This is a genomic window from Kitasatospora sp. NBC_00039 (assembly GCF_045160625.1).
GTDB lineage: Bacteria > Actinomycetota > Actinomycetes > Streptomycetales > Streptomycetaceae > Kitasatospora.
The window spans coordinates 684,756-698,661 of record NZ_CP108290.1 but is presented as its reverse complement, the minus strand read 5'-3'; the positions used below and the strand labels follow the sequence as shown (position 1 = coordinate 698,661).

Sequence of the window (13,906 nt, the reverse complement as noted above, 5' to 3'; positions counted from 1 at the left end):
CGCCACCCGGCTGCCGCGGTCGCTGCGGCTACCAGGGCACCACCTGGCCCTGGTGGTCGACGAAGTGGAGACCGGGCTTCCCGCGGTGGTTCTCGATCGTCTCCGCCACTCCGGGGACGCTCTCCTCCACGCTGAGATCGGCGTCGGGCCCGCCGAGTTCGGTGCGCACCCAGCCCGGGTCCATGAGCAGCAGCGTCCGAGCGCCCTCGGCGTTGCGGGCCGCGTAACTGCGCATCAGCTGGTTCAGTGCGGACTTGCTGGCCCGGTACAGGTCCTGCCCGCCGTCGGTGTTCAGGGTGATGCTGCCCTGGTCGGAGGACATGACGCCGATCGTGCCGGCCGGCGCGACCAGCGGGCCGAGGGTCTCCACGACCCGCATCGGGCTGAGCGCGTTGGTGATCATGACCTCGGTGAACATCCGCGTCGGCACCTCGCCGATCGGCAGGTCGCCGCGCGTGATGGCGGCGTTGACGAAGAGCAGATCGAGGGTGCGCCCCGCCAACCGGTCGCGCAGCGCCGAGATCTGCTCCGGCTCGGTCATCTCCAGCGACTCGACGGTCAGCCGCCCTTCGGCCGCGTCGAGCAGGTCGTGCAGGCCGGTGGGCCGGCTGCCGCGGACCGTGCCGATGACGTCCCAGCCGCGGCGGAGGTACTCGGCGGCGAGCCCGAGGCCCAGAGTCCGGGAGGCACCGATGACGAGGGCGGTCCCGCGGGTGCCCGCGCCGCCCGTCGGAGTGGTTGTGGCGATCATGGGCCCAGTCTCCGAGCGGTCCCGCCGGACGTCCAATACCCTTCCGGCCGCATTGATACCGTGCGGACATGGATCTGGACCTGCGCAAGCTCCGCTACTTCGTCGCGGTGGCCGAACACCGGCACTTCGGCCGCGCGGCACAGGCGTTGTTCATCGCACAGCCGGTCCTGAGCCGGCAGATCCGCGCGTTCGAGCAGGAGCTGGGGTGCCGGCTGCTCACCCGGACCACGCGCAGCGTCGAACTCACCTCCGCCGGGCAGCAGATGTACGACGAGGCGCGCAGGATCACCACGGTGGTGGACACGGCCCTGCGGCGCGTGCACGAGGCCGAGCGGGGCGAGCGCCGGCTCGTCATCGCCTTCTCCCCCGGCCTGCACGTGTCGGACGCGATCCGGGCGTTCACGGCGAGCCACCCCACGGTCGGGGTCGACGTCCTCCCGCTGCGCTGGTGGGAACAGGACGCGCCGCTGCGCGACGGCCGCGCGCACCTCGGGTTCCTGCGGCGGCCCTTCGACGACTCGGGGCTGCGCACCATCCCCATCGGTCACGAGAGCAAGGTCGCATGCCTGCCCGCGACACATCCGCTGGCCGGCCGTGAGTCGCTCACCTCCGCCGACCTCGACGGCGAACCGGTCCTCGACGCCAGGACGCGGCGGACGTCCTCGCTGGAGGAGAAGTTCGAGCTCATCGCCTCCGGGCAGGGCATCGCGATGGTCCCCGTCAGCGTCGCGGGCTCCTACTCCCGCCCCGACCTCGTCCACCTGCCCGTCACCGACGCCCAGCCCGTCGAGACCTGCCTGGCGGTACCGGTGAACGGCTGCGCGGGCCCCGTGCCGGACTTCCTGGAGATCGCCACCGCGACCCTGCGCCGGAACTCCGGCGTTCCGGGCAGTGACGGGGCCCGGGCCTCGAACCCGGTGGCCGGCGAGGACGGCGGCGTGGTCGCGGACACCGAGGGCGCCGGTGAGGCGGGCCGCTCCACCGGCGCCCTCGGACAGCCGGCTTTCCGCTACACGCCCTCGGCGGGCCAGGGAACGGAGGTCTCCACCGGGGCCTCGTAGTCGACCTGCGGGACGTCCCAGCCGTACAGCTCGCGGAACTGGTCGTAGAACCAGGCCGGGCCGGCCGGGGTGTCGGCCAGCGAGGCGCCCGGGTCCTCCCACAGCTTGCGGACGCCGTCCTGGACGTCCTGGTCCATCTCCCAGTCGTCCAGGCGGATACGGCCCTGGGTGTCCAGGTTCAGCGGCCGGGAGCCGGCCAGCTGCTCCCACAGGTCCACCGCCTGGTCGGCGGTGGTACGCCAGCCGCCGGCGCCCAGCACGTTGCGCAGCAGCGAGGTGTAGAGGGCGATGGAGGGGATGGCGGTGGAGGCCTGGGTGACGGCGGCGCCGGCGACCACGGTGAAGGCGCGGCCGCGGTCGGCCAGGACGTCGGCGTTGAGCTCGTGCGCCGTCTTCTCCAGGTGTTCCTTCGCTGCACCGATGGTGCCCCGCCGGTACACCGGGGCGGTGATCTCGGAGCCGACGTAGGAGAGTGCCACCGTGGTGAAGTCCTCGCCGAGCAGCCCGGCGCCGGCGAGGGCCTGGACCCACAGCTTCCAGTCCGTGCCGCCCATGACCTGGACGGTCGCGGCCTGCTCGTCCTCGTCGGCCGCTGACAGGTCCACGGTGCCGATCGACGCGGTGCCGTCCTCGAACACCAGCGAGGGGGCGGTGTAGGCCTCGCCGATCGGCTTGATGACCGAGTGGTGGACCACCCCGGTGGCCGGGTCGGTGCGGCGCGGCGACGCCAGCGAGTAGACCAGGTAGTCCACCGGTCCGTACCGGTCGGCCAGCAGCTCCAGCACCCGTGTCCGGGTGGAGTCGGCGTAGGCGTCGGCGTTGACGAAGGTGAAGTCGCCGCCGGCCACCTCGACCAGCCGGGCCGCGGCCGCGGTGCGGTACCAGCCGGCCGAGGCGGTACGCCGCTCGGTGCCGGCCGCCTCGAAGGCGACGCCGACGCCGCGGATGCCCTGACGGCGCAGGCCGGCCAGCAGGATGGACAGGCCGTACCCGGCACTCGCGCCCAGGACGAGGGCGACCGGCGCGCGGTGGCCGGAGTCGGCCGGCTCACTGCTGCCGGGGGCGGCCGGCCCGATGCCGTCCCACAGCCGGTCGACCGTCGCCGCGCACCCGTCGGGGTGGGAGTTGACGATCAGGTAGCCGCGCTGTTTGGGGGTGATGACCTGCTTGCTCACTCGGTGGTGCCCTCTCGGGTGGGGTGGTCCTGCCGGGCGAGGAGCGTGCGAAGGCCTGCGGTGGTTTCCGTGCGGCCCACCTCATTCGTCCGGGACGGCCACGTTCGGAAGCCTCTCCCGGGTGACGACGAGCCGGTGAACGGCGTGGCAGTCGATCCCGGGATCCTGCTCCAGGTGTCCGTCACTCGGATCGTATCCACGGTGGTGGACACCGCTGGTGTCGGAGGGTCACGGACGATGCGGGGTCCGGTTGTAGGGGGTCGGCATTGTCTCGGGTGCCCTCCGTCGGCTATCCGGTCGCCGCATCGAGGCGGCGGCGCAGCTTCCGGGGCCGAGGAGCCCACCCCCGAGCCCCGGCCGGGCGCGGGTGCCGAGATCGCGCTCGGCACCCGCAGTGCGCACCGGAGTGTTGCCCGCGCAACTCCCCCGTCGTCCGTCCGCGGCGCGGGAACCGGCTTCAGCGTGCGCTGCCGATGGTGCGGTCGGCCTCGGAGCCCTCGAGCATCAGCGTGGTCTCCTCGATCCGGCTGAACCGGCCGTCGGGGGCGAGGTCGGCGAACACGTACACCTCCATCCGCACGGTGGAGCCGTCCTTCTTGGTGACGTGGGCGGTGTGCCGGTCGGCGTACTTGTTGCCGTCGTGGAGCTCTTCGTGGACCACGACGTGGCCACCGGCGACGACGGTGCGCAGGTGGGTGATGTGGTCGAGGAACTCGGCACGGTCGGCCCACTCCCCGTCGGTCCGCTGCCGGTACTCCGGCGTGAAGTGGCGGTCGGCGGCCTCGGACACGGTGAGGTCGCGGTTGAAGAGGAGGTCGTCGAGGGCGGCCTCGATGCGGGTGCGGGTCATGGGACTTCCTTTCGGGGTAGGGGAATTCAGGAGATGCGTGCATTGCGCACGCTTCTCCTGAACTGTAGCACCCGATGCGTGCACCGCGCACGCTAATCTGGTGGCATGGAGAACGAGGTGGGCAGCGAGATCGCGGATGCGCTGGGTGCCCTGCTGCGGCGCACTTCGCCCGCCACCTGCGCCGCTTCACCGCCGAGGACCCCTTCGCGTAGCGGACCACCGACGAATACCTGAGGGGTCATGGAGTCCGACGCGTCGTCACGCCCCGCCGGGAGACAGAAAGAATCACGTCGGACCGGATGGCACTGGCCACTGTCCGACACTTCCAAGGGGGCAGCCGGCGGGCCGCCCCCTTCAGGAGGTCACCGGCGGGATGGTCCCACCCGACCGCGTCGTGTCAGTCGGCGACGGGCCAGTTCAGTTCGGTGCGGAGCGTACGCGGGTCCATGTCCGGCGACGGCTGGGTGGGGTAGACCTCCCACCTGTGCGGCTCCGCCGAGAGGCCCTGTTCCGTGATCCACCCGTGGAGCCGTTCCCAGGACTCGCCCAGCCCGTCGTACGCACCGGCATGCACCATCCGCGCCACGCGCCCGCCGGGCAGTGCCTCGGCCACGACCTCCCCGTCCGGCCGGACGGCCCGGTCGGTCGCGAACCCGACCTCGATGTCGACGGGGTCGCCGAACGTCCCGCGGTAGCGGCCGAAGGCGGGGCCCACGGGTGCGACCCCCTGGGCGGCGAGGGCCTCGGCCAAGGCGCGGAACGCGGCGTCGAAGAAGTCCCGCAGCGCGGCCATCGGTACGGTGGCGCGGAGGACGGCCGTCGTCGCGGGGGCGATGGTCACCAGCTCGGGCTCGGGCACAGTGGTCATGGGGAATCCTTCCGGTCCCGGAGTCTCCTTGAAGACAGCAGTGGGCCCGGTCCTGCCGATCCCGGACGTGCCGGCCGCGCGCGGGCCGTGCGAGCCGCCACCTTCGCCCCTGACCACGCGATTCCCGACTCCCGTCGAGCCGCACCGCGCCGCCCGCCGCGTCCCACTCGTGCGCGGTCCGCGACGGGATACCGAGGGACGCCCCCGGTCACGGACCGCGCGGGGCGGGTGCGCGGTGCGCGACCGGGGCGTGCCGTAGTGCCGCTACGCGCGGTGGTACTGGACGGGTACGGGGACCCGGGCGCCGAGCTCGGCTGCGGCATGGCGCGCCCAGGACGGGTTGCGCAGCAACTCGCGGCCGATCAGGACGGCGTCGGCCCGGCCGCTGGTGAGGATGTCCTGGGCCTGGGCCACGTCGGTGATCAGACCGACGGCCGCCACCGGCATGCCGGCGTCACGGCGCACGGCCTCGGCGAAGGGCACCTGATAGCCGGGCCCGGACTCGACGCGGGCGTCGGGGACGATGCCACCGGTGGAGACGTCCATCAGGTCCACGCCGTGGGCCCGGAGCTCCTTGGCCAGTCGGACGGTGTCCTGCGAGGTCCATCCCTCGCGGCCGTCCTGCGGGTTCTCCGTGAGCCAGTCGGTCGCGGAGATGCGGAAGAAGACCGGCAGTTCCTCCGGCCACACCGCGCGAACGGCGTCCACGACCTCCAGGGCGAAGCGGACGCGGCCCTCGAACGAGCCGCCGTAGGCGTCGGTGCGGTGGTTGCTGCTCGGGGAGAGGAACTCGTGGATCAGGTAGCCGTGGGCGCCGTGGATCTCGGCGACCTGGAACCCCGCGCCGAGCGCACGCCGGGCGGCGTCGGCGAACTGCCGCACGATCCCGCCGATCTGCCCTACGGTCAGCTCGTCGGGCTTGGTGTGCGCGGGGCTGAAGGGAACGGCGCTGGGGCCCACCGGCGTCCAGCCGTGGGCCTCGTCCGGGGCGACGGCACGCCCGCGATCGACCCAGGTCCGCTCGGTGGACGCCTTGCGTCCGGCGTGGGCGAGCTGGACGCCCGCGACGGTGCCCTGCGCCTTGAGGAAGGAGGTGATCCGGCGGAATGCCGCGACCTGGGTGTCGTTCCAGATGCCGAGGTCGTACGGGCTGATGCGCCCCTCGGGGCTGACGGCGGTGGCCTCCGTGATGATCAGCCCCGTGCCGCCGGTGGCACGGGCCGCCAGGTGGGCGAAGTGCCAGTCCGTCGGCACGCCGGCCGTGTCCCCGTCCGGCGCGGCGCTGTACTGGCACATCGCCGGCATCCAGATCCGGTTGGGAACGGTCAGCGCCCGCAGGGTGTAGGGGGTGAAGAGGGTGGCGTTCATGGCGGATCTCCTGATGGGACGTCCGGGACGGGAGGGCGCCGGACGGGCGGGATCCGGTGGCTCGGGGCGGCCTCGGCCCCGCGCCACCGGTGCGGCGGAGGTTCAGCGGTGAGCGGCGGCTCGTTGCCGGGCAGCCGTAGGGCCCGCGACGGCGCGGCCGGGCCGGCACGGCGGATGCCCTTGATATTGCAAGCAGGCTTTATCTGATCTCACAATAGTTGCACACGCGCCCCACTTGCAAGCCTGGGCCGTTCCGTCCATGGGTCGGTGGCGCCGCCACCCCGGCGTTCGGCGCGCCCGTCTCGTCTCGTCGGACATGGAGCTCCTCCGGCTCGGCGATGGCCAGGGCTCCCGCCCGGCAAAGCCGTGACTCCCGGGCACCCTCGGGGCCAGGGGGTGGTCCGGCTGGTCCGGATGCCACCGTGCGGGTGCGGCGGAGGGACCGGGCGCCCACGTTGAGGGGATGGACATCGTCGTCGTACTGGAAATGGATATGCCAAGCAATGTTCGGGTCCTCGACCCCGACCACACGCCAGCGCACCCGGAGAACCCGGTGCGCCGCGCACACGCGGCCCCCGCGGAAGCCTCCGGCGCCTGCGGGCCCCTCACTCTGTGCGGTCTGGACACCGGCGAGATGACCCTCGCCCCGCACCGATTCACCGAGAACGACCGACCAAGGCCCCGACCACGCTGGCACACGTGCAGTGCGTGCCAGACCGCCGGCCAGACCGCCGGCCAGAACTCCACACCCACCGCCGCCGAACCGGCCATCACGGAGCACGACGAGGACACCGCCACCGCCCAGCCGGCGGAGACGCCGGCCCGCTGAGCGGCGCCCCATCCGTCGGCATCTCATCGGCGGACTGCCCGGCCGGCGTCCGCACAGGGTCCGGCGTCCGCACAGGGTCCGGCGTCCGCACAGGGGCGAGGGCTCGCCCGACGGCGGGCCCTCGCCCCTCCCCGGGCTCACCACCCAGGGGCGGCCACCGCCAACCCCACCGGGCGCCTCCACCGCGTAACGCGGCGCGGCGGTCCGTACCACGAGGCCGAGCGGCGTGGCGGCCGTGGCCGTGGCCGTGGCCGTCGAGATCGCGGTCGGGGTCAGGCGGTGCCGGTGCTCAAGCGGTGCCGGTACTCAAGCGGTGGCAGTGGTGACGGCGGCGGTGCGCAGGCGGGCGGCGGAGCGGGCCAGTCGCGCCGCCGCGATCAGGGTGGGGCAGAAGCCCGCCGCGCAGGCGACGAGGACCCCGGCCGGGCTGAGGCGGGAGACGGCCGCGACGACGCCGGCGGCCGCCGGCGTGACCAGGATCGGACTGAGCAGGAGCAGGGCCGCCTGCTTCTTCTCCCGCTGGGTCCACTGGGCGGACCTGGCGACCCTGGCCGTGGCGACGACGGCGGCGATCAGCGCGAGGCCGGGCCCGATCGCCGGGACGAGGAGCAGCGGCATCGGCAGCACCGCGAGGGCCAGGGTGAGGGTGGTGCGGCGGCCGGTCTCCGGCTCGGGCCGGGTGCGGCCCTCCTCGGCCAGCGCGGCGTCGGCGATCTGCCGGGGGCTGCCGAGCCGGCCGAGAACCTGCCGGACGGCGCCCTCGTCGACGAGGTCTCGCTCCGCCAGCGCGACCTCGACGTGCTCGCGCAGGTCGGCGAGGAGTTCGCGGCGGCGCTCCTCGGGCAGCGGGGCGGTGTACCGGTCGACGGCGTCGAGGTGGGCACGGACCAGGGGGTGCTCGATGGGGTTGTTCACGGGTTCTCTCCCGGGGCGAGGACGTGGTCGACGGTTTCACGGAAGGCGGGCCACAGGGCGGTGAACTCCCGCAGGGCACTGTGGCCGGCCTCGGTGAGGGTGTAGTAGCGGCGGGACGGGCCGCTGGCCGAGTCACGCAGGAAGGTGTCGGCGAGTCCGGAGCGGCGCAGCCGGGACAGCAGGGGGTAGATCGTGCCCTGGCTGGTCGCGAGCATCGGGAAGCGGCCGAGTTCCTGCAGCAGCTCGACCCCGTAGCGCGGCCCGTCCCGGAGCAGCGCCAGCACGCAGTACTCCAGCACGCCTTTGCGCAGCTGGGTCGCCACGGGTCCGTCCGCCGCGTCCGCGCCGCCTTCGGGGTTTGCGATGCCAGGTACCATGCATCGCAAGATAGCACGCGAAGCCAGATAGCCGGAAGGTCTCTGCGCCACGCGTGCCGCCCCGGGTAGTCGATGACGCCGGGGCCGGAAGCAGGAAGGCGGTGAGGGGCCGACCGTGACGATCGAGCCTTGCCCGTCGCAGGTCAGCGGGGGCCGCCGGGCTCGATCGACGGCGTCCACCGCGTCGCGCACATGACGATCGCTCACCCCGGGGGCGGTCCCGGGCACACCGCGCTCCCGGCCCCCTCCGGCAACGGGGTGTTCCCGAACCGCTCCGGTTCGGGAACACCCCGTTCTCGGTGGCCCGTCACGTCGGCGATCACGTCCACCCGGGCCGGCCGCACTCCCGCCGCGACCGGTAGCTGACGGGGTGAGGACGGGGACGCGGGCCTGGGAACGGCGACCTTGCGCGCGTGCAGGACGGTGGCGTCCAGCGGCAGCGGCGAGCACTCCAGCAGTTCGAGTCCCGCGTCGCCGAGCAGCCGGGCGTAGTGGTCGGCGCGGCGTTCCCGGCCGCCGGTGTTGCACATCATGTGGAGGTCCCACGCGGTGGCCAGAGAGGCCGACCCGTCGGCGGGCAGCACGCGCTCGACGATGAGCAGGTCGGCGTGGGCGGGCATCGCGCGAGCGCAGTGACGCAGGATCTCCCGGCATCGCGCGTCGTCCCAGTCGTGCAGCACCCGGGAGAGGAGGTAGACGTCAGCGCCGGGCGGCACGTCCGCGAAGTCGCCCGCCCGGTAGGTGCAGCGCTCGCCGCACCCACGCGCGTCCAGCAGCCTGCGGGCGGCCTCGACGGCGTGCGGGCGTTCGAGCAGGACGCCGCGCAGGCTCGGGTGCGCCGCGAGGACGCGCCCCAGCAGTTCCCCGTTCCCGCCGGCGATGTCGACGACGGTCATCGGGACGGCTGCCGCGCCGGCGGCCGCGACGACCGGGTGGGCGGGGATCGGTTCGAACATGCGGGAGCTCGCGGCCATGGAGCGGTCGAACAGCTCGGCCATTTCGGGGTCGCGGGCGAAGTGGTCGAAGTGGTTCTCGCCGAAGAGATGGTCGAAGGCGGCCTGCCCGGTCCGCACCGTGTGTCCGAGGCCGGCGAAGGAGCGGTAGAACGGGCCGCCGTACATCAGGGCCAGCGGCCGCAACGACCCCGGCGAGCCCGCGCGCAGCAGCGCGCCGAGCCCGGTGAGCCGGAAGCCGTCGCCGTCCTGCGCCACCACGTCCAGCATCGCGAGGTAGCGCAGAAGCGTCGCCAGGCTCTCCGGGTGGGCGCCGACCTGCCGTGCCAGGGGCTCGACGCCGGTCGCCGCGCGGGTGTCCAGGGCGTCGGGCACCCCCAGCTGCGCGCACACCGCCAGGGCCTGCGTCGTCCACGCTCCGGTCAACAGGTGCAGGAGTGTCCGGGCCGGCCGGTGCGCCAGGTGCTCACCCAGATGCGCCGCCAGCACGTCCGGGTGATCGCCGCTCATGTGGAGCTCCACCCGCCGGTACCCGCATTTGGAAGCCGCGGGGGCGGTGAAGTAGAGGACCGTGCCGTCCTCGTGCGGGTTGTATCCACCGCCGTCGGCGGCCGCGCCGTGCCGTGCGAGGAGTGCGCACAGGCCGCGCAGCACCAGCGGGTCCGGGCGCTCGACCTCGAAGGCGAGGTGCGCCTCATGCTGGCGGGCCCGCTCGTGCGCGGCGATCCCGGCCAGCTCCGAGCCCGGCGGTACGGTCAGCGCGAACACCTCGACCTCCCGGCGCTCCCCGTCCGGGCCGCGCACCGGCGGGCGCAGGATGGACACGTCGAGCTCGGCCGTGTCCCGCCCGTGCCGCAGCGCCAGCCGCTCCCGGACGACGACGCTGGGGGCCGGCGGCGCGTCCACGGCCAGCCCGCAGGCGGCCAGTTCCGCCCACAGTGCCGCCTGGTCCGCCGGGAAGACGAGGAGCGCGGCGTGGGCGAAGCGGCAGTGGTCCACCAGCGCCCGCAGTTCCGGCCCCTGGATGCCGGGCAGCAGGAGCCGGAGCAGGGTGGTGCTGTCCTGGTCCCTGACGAATGCGGCCGTCGCGCGGAGGCGGGTCGCATCGTCCGGGGGTGTCGTCGTCATGGCGGAGGGGTCCTCGTTCCGGTGCTCAGTGCTGGGGTGCTCAGTGCTCGGGGTCCGACGCTCGGCGCTCGGGGTCCGACGCTCGGGCCGTCGGCTCACAGGCCGACGTAGTTCTCGGCGAACCAGTCCTGGTGGGTGCGCGAGGTGCGCAGCGACTCGATGCGCGAACGCCGCAGGGAATCGCGGAACAACGATTCGCCGTCCGAACCGGGCGAGCTGTGCAGCAGCCGGATCATCCACTGCGAGAACTCCTGCGCCCGCCAGATGCGCGCCAGGGCCCGGGCCGAGTAGCGGGAGAGGGCGTCGCCGTCGCCGTGTGCGAGGTCGTCGATCAAGGCCCGGGCGAGGAGTTCCGCCTCCAGCACCGCGAGGTTGGCGCCCTTCGCGGCGGACGGGCTGATCAGGCCGGCGGCGTCGCCGGCCAGGAGGAGCGAGCCGTGGCGCAGCGGTTCGACGACGTCGGACTCGAGGTCGACGACAGCGCGTTGGAGGATCCGGCCGCGGTTCAGCGGCCCGTAGTCCCCGGCACGCATGCGGAGGTCGAGCTCGTCCCAGATCTGTTCCTCGGACCAGGCGTCGGCCGGGGTGCCGCGTTCGCACTGCAGGTAGTAGCGGGTGATCTCCGGGGTGCGTGCCATGTGCCCGGCGAAACCCCGGCCGTGCACCGCGTAGCCGACGGCGTCGAGGCTCGGCGGCGCCTCGACGAGCAGGCCGAGCCAGGAGACGCCGTGGTCACGGTGGTGGCGGACCGCCCCGGGCGGCAGTGAACGGCGCGTCGCACCGTGACGGCCGTCGCAGCCGGCGACGTATCCGGCCCGCCACCGGCCGGGGCGGCCGTCCGCTCCGCGCACGGTGACCGACGGCCGCGGGCCGGACGCGTCGAGCACGGCGAGCGCCTCGGTCTCGAAGTGGATCCGCCCACCGGCGTCCAGGTACTGCGTCAAGAGGTCGGTGACCAGGTCCTGTTGCGGGTAGACGGTGTGCTGCTCGCCGCGGCCGAGGCTGCCGTAGTCCAGGCGGAAGCGGCCGTCGTCGGTGCGGAATTCGCAGCTTCCGTGCCGGCGGCCGCGCCGGTGCAGGCCCTCGGCCAGGCCGTGGCGGTCCAGGGTCCGGACGGTTTCGGCGGCGAGGAAGCCGGCGCGTGCCCGGGTCTGGACGTGCATCCGGTCGGCGCGCTCCAGGACGGCGCAGTCGATCCCGTTCCGGTGGAGGAGGTTGCCGAGAAGGAGTCCGGCCGGCCCGGCGCCGAGGATGACCACGTCGGCCGCATCCTCGGCCGTTCGGGTGTTCTGACTGTTCGTCACAGAAAGTGGATCATAATCGGCGCAAGATACACCGAAGGGCGAAAACCACCCCAACCGGTGAATAGGATGATGATCTATGTCATTTGCACCCGGAAGCAAGCCGAGGCGGAGCCCCTCCACGACGAGAGCGGGCGATGGTCCGCCGCATGGCCCGATGCCCTTCCCGGCGAGCGGGAAGGGCATCGAGGCCTGCGGGCCCGGCGGCGCCGGGCCCGGGCGCCTGGCCGTCGTAGCGAGGGCTTCGGCGCCAGCCCTCGGGTGTCGGCCTGCCGGAGGAGCCGGACTGGCTCCTCACGGTGCGTCAGCGCCGGTCGTCGTCCGAGGTGCCGTCAGGGATCCAGGAGCCGTGGAGGCCGGCGCTCACCCGGTGGGGCAGGTGGACGGTGGCGATCCGGTCGAGGCCGGAGGCGTCGAGGACCAGCAGCTGGGAGGCGTCCTGCTTGAGGTCGGAGACGACGGTGAGCAGGTAGCCGTCGTCCTCGCGGGTGGCTTCGGCGGCGGGGACGAAGACGGCCTCACCGGGCATCCGGGCGTCGCCGACCTGGTGGATGCGGCGTGCACCGGTGGTGCGGTCGTACTTGACCACGCCGTAGCCGCCGAAGCCCTTCTCGTCGGGGAAGGAGATGGCGTAGTGGTAGCGGTTCTCGGCGCCGAGGTACTCCTCGTTGAGGGTGGGGAACTCCACCGGCAGGTCGTCGATGATCTGCTCGTCGACGGTGCCGGCCGCCATGTCGACCACCCAGCGACGGGTGTAGGAGCGGGCGACGGGCTCGGTGCCGCGTCCGGGCGCACCGACCCACCAGTTCCAGGAGAGCCGGAATCCCTCCCGGTCGACGGTGGGGCCCTCCAGAACGATGCGGCCCCGGCTGTCCTCGTAGGCGTTGGCGACGTGCAGCATGTTGCCCGGCTCGATGGAGAACCAGCGGACCTTGCGGGCGCCGTCGTCGCCGCGGGGCATGACGCCGATGCGGGCGGGCTGCCCGTCGTTCCAGCCGTAGGGGATGCCGGAGTGGTCGGTCGGGTCGAACGTGACGTTGCCCTCCACGAAGACCACGTGGTGGCGGGTGATGGCGAAGTCGTGCTTGAGCGAGGCGGTCGCCCCCGGGATCTCGGCAGTGTGGACGATCCCGCCCTTGGCGTCGGCGACGTAGTACGTGAGGAACGGCGGGAACGGCGAGGATCCGAAGAAGTGCAGCTCCCCCGTCACCGGGCACTCCTTGGGGTGCGCGGTCATCGCGGTGCGCAGCTTGCCGTCGAAGTCATGGGCGCCGACCGTCTCCAGCTCGCGGGTGAGCTCGAACGGGAGGTTCGCCTCGCAGAGGGCGAGCAGCCGTCCGCCGTGCTCGATGACGTGCGTGCCGGCGGCGGACGCGGTCAGGTCGGGGCCGTGTTCGGTCATGTAGGGGGCGCCGTCCAGGGCCGGGGTGCGGACCCAGCGGTTGCGGTACCACTCGGCACGGCCCTCGCGCAGCCGGATGCCGTGCACCATGCCGCTGCCCTTGAACCAGTGGGTGGGGGTGATGCCGGGCTTGGGGTTGTGGCCGTTGCGGATCAGCCGGCCCGTCAGTTCGGGCGGCAGGGTGCCCTCGACGGTGAGCCCCGTGGCGGTGATCTCGTCGGCGACGGGGGTGAAGTGGCCGGTCAGGTAGGGGGGCTTGACGGCGGTCATGGCAGGACTCTCTTCCGGTGGGTGTGATGGCAGGACGGCGCGAACGCCGCAATTTGTGACGATTGGTCAGAGAGGCTTCTCGGCCCGACTCTTGAGGTGGGAGAGCCAGTTCTCCAGGGAGCCGTGGAGGGCTTCGCCGAGGTGGTCGGCCGCGGCCTCGACCGGAGCACCGCTCCAGGACTCCTCGGTGCGGACGGTGACGTGGTTCCCGCCCTGCTCGAACGTCCACACATGGACGCCGTCGATGCCGTCGGCGGGGCCGCCCCAGACGATCCGCTCACCGGGGACGAGCTCGTACACCGTGGAGGTGATGTCCAGGCCGTGGGTCCGCCAGCCGAAGGAGTTCCCGGGCGACAGCGGGCCGCTGACGACGGTCTGCTCGATGTCCGTGTTCCACGTGGGCCAGGCGGCGACGTCGGTGTGCAGCTCCCACACCGTCGCGAGTGGGGCGTCGATCACGGTGGACAGGCGGACGACGACGGGGGCGGTCTCGTCGATGGTGACCATGGTTGTGGTTCCTCTCCTGTGGGCGGGTTGCCGGCGGTTCGGCCGGGGCCGTCGGGCCGGCCGGCCGGTCCGGGGTGAACCGCGGGGATAGCGGGGATTGCGGTTCACGGGGGCAGCGGGTCCACGGCGATAGCGCGGATGGCGGGAAGAT

General features: G+C 73.1%; 13 protein-coding genes. 2 read left to right on the top strand and 11 right to left on the bottom strand.

Annotated features, from left to right (window positions below):
* Window positions 1-28: 28 nt before the first annotated feature.
* Window positions 29-751: an SDR family NAD(P)-dependent oxidoreductase gene (locus tag OG286_RS39195; RefSeq protein WP_331742254.1), complete on the bottom strand. Its 723-nt coding sequence runs from the start codon at window positions 749-751 to the stop codon at window positions 29-31.
* A 68-nt stretch (window positions 752-819) separates the two neighbouring features.
* On the opposite strand from OG286_RS39195, the gene OG286_RS39190 reads away from it, so the two are divergent.
* On the top strand, window positions 820-1,812 hold the full coding sequence (locus tag OG286_RS39190; protein ID WP_331742251.1) for a LysR family transcriptional regulator: 993 nt from the start codon (window positions 820-822) through the stop codon (window positions 1,810-1,812).
* On the opposite strand, the gene OG286_RS39185 is transcribed toward OG286_RS39190, so the two are convergent.
* The 4 genes from OG286_RS39185 to OG286_RS39170 form a co-directional block, all read right to left on the bottom strand.
* Entirely contained in the window at window positions 1,761-2,987 is a 1,227-nt protein-coding gene (locus tag OG286_RS39185; protein ID WP_331742248.1) for an enoyl-[acyl-carrier-protein] reductase FabV, read from the bottom strand. The two genes, OG286_RS39190 and OG286_RS39185, sit on opposite strands and share 52 nt — an antisense overlap.
* A 457-nt stretch (window positions 2,988-3,444) precedes the next feature.
* Window positions 3,445-3,837 (bottom strand): nuclear transport factor 2 family protein, encoded by a 393-nt coding sequence (locus OG286_RS39180; protein ID WP_331742245.1) that lies wholly within the window; start codon window positions 3,835-3,837, stop codon window positions 3,445-3,447.
* A 397-nt stretch (window positions 3,838-4,234) separates the two neighbouring features.
* Window positions 4,235-4,705, bottom strand: a complete 471-nt coding sequence (locus OG286_RS39175) for a GyrI-like domain-containing protein (protein ID WP_331742242.1) — start codon at window positions 4,703-4,705, stop codon at window positions 4,235-4,237.
* A 264-nt stretch (window positions 4,706-4,969) separates the two neighbouring features.
* Complete coding sequence (locus tag OG286_RS39170) at window positions 4,970-6,073, bottom strand: NADH:flavin oxidoreductase/NADH oxidase (RefSeq protein WP_331742239.1); 1,104 nt, start codon at window positions 6,071-6,073, stop codon at window positions 4,970-4,972.
* A gap of 463 nt (window positions 6,074-6,536) precedes the next feature.
* Between OG286_RS39170 and OG286_RS39165 the strand changes: the two genes are divergently transcribed.
* On the top strand, window positions 6,537-6,902 hold the full coding sequence (locus tag OG286_RS39165; protein ID WP_331742237.1) for a hypothetical protein: 366 nt from the start codon (window positions 6,537-6,539) through the stop codon (window positions 6,900-6,902).
* Window positions 6,903-7,208: 306 nt separating this feature from the next.
* Here OG286_RS39165 and OG286_RS39160 read toward each other — a convergent pair whose 3' ends face one another.
* The 6 genes from OG286_RS39160 to OG286_RS39135 form a co-directional block, all read right to left on the bottom strand.
* Window positions 7,209-7,817 carry an HAAS signaling domain-containing protein gene (locus tag OG286_RS39160; protein ID WP_331742234.1) on the bottom strand — a complete coding sequence of 203 codons (609 nt, stop codon included), beginning with the start codon at window positions 7,815-7,817 and terminating at the stop codon, window positions 7,209-7,211.
* A complete protein-coding gene (locus tag OG286_RS39155) occupies window positions 7,814-8,194 on the bottom strand; it encodes a PadR family transcriptional regulator (protein ID WP_331742231.1) in 381 nt (126 codons plus the stop codon). Before OG286_RS39155 ends, OG286_RS39160 begins: the two co-directional genes overlap by 4 nt.
* 203 nt (window positions 8,195-8,397) lie before the next feature.
* On the bottom strand, window positions 8,398-10,275 hold the full coding sequence (locus tag OG286_RS39150; protein WP_331742228.1) for a methyltransferase: 1,878 nt from the start codon (window positions 10,273-10,275) through the stop codon (window positions 8,398-8,400).
* Between the two features lie 95 nt (window positions 10,276-10,370).
* The gene (locus OG286_RS39145) at window positions 10,371-11,534 is read right to left on the bottom strand and encodes a 4-hydroxybenzoate 3-monooxygenase (RefSeq protein WP_331742673.1); all 1,164 of its coding nucleotides are present in this window, start codon (window positions 11,532-11,534) and stop codon (window positions 10,371-10,373) included.
* A 346-nt stretch (window positions 11,535-11,880) separates the two neighbouring features.
* Window positions 11,881-13,248: a carotenoid oxygenase family protein gene (locus tag OG286_RS39140; RefSeq protein WP_331742225.1), complete on the bottom strand. Its 1,368-nt coding sequence runs from the start codon at window positions 13,246-13,248 to the stop codon at window positions 11,881-11,883.
* A gap of 66 nt (window positions 13,249-13,314) precedes the next feature.
* The gene (locus OG286_RS39135; RefSeq protein ID WP_331742222.1) at window positions 13,315-13,755 is read right to left on the bottom strand and encodes an SRPBCC family protein; all 441 of its coding nucleotides are present in this window, start codon (window positions 13,753-13,755) and stop codon (window positions 13,315-13,317) included.
* Between the last annotated feature and the right edge of the window lie 151 nt (window positions 13,756-13,906).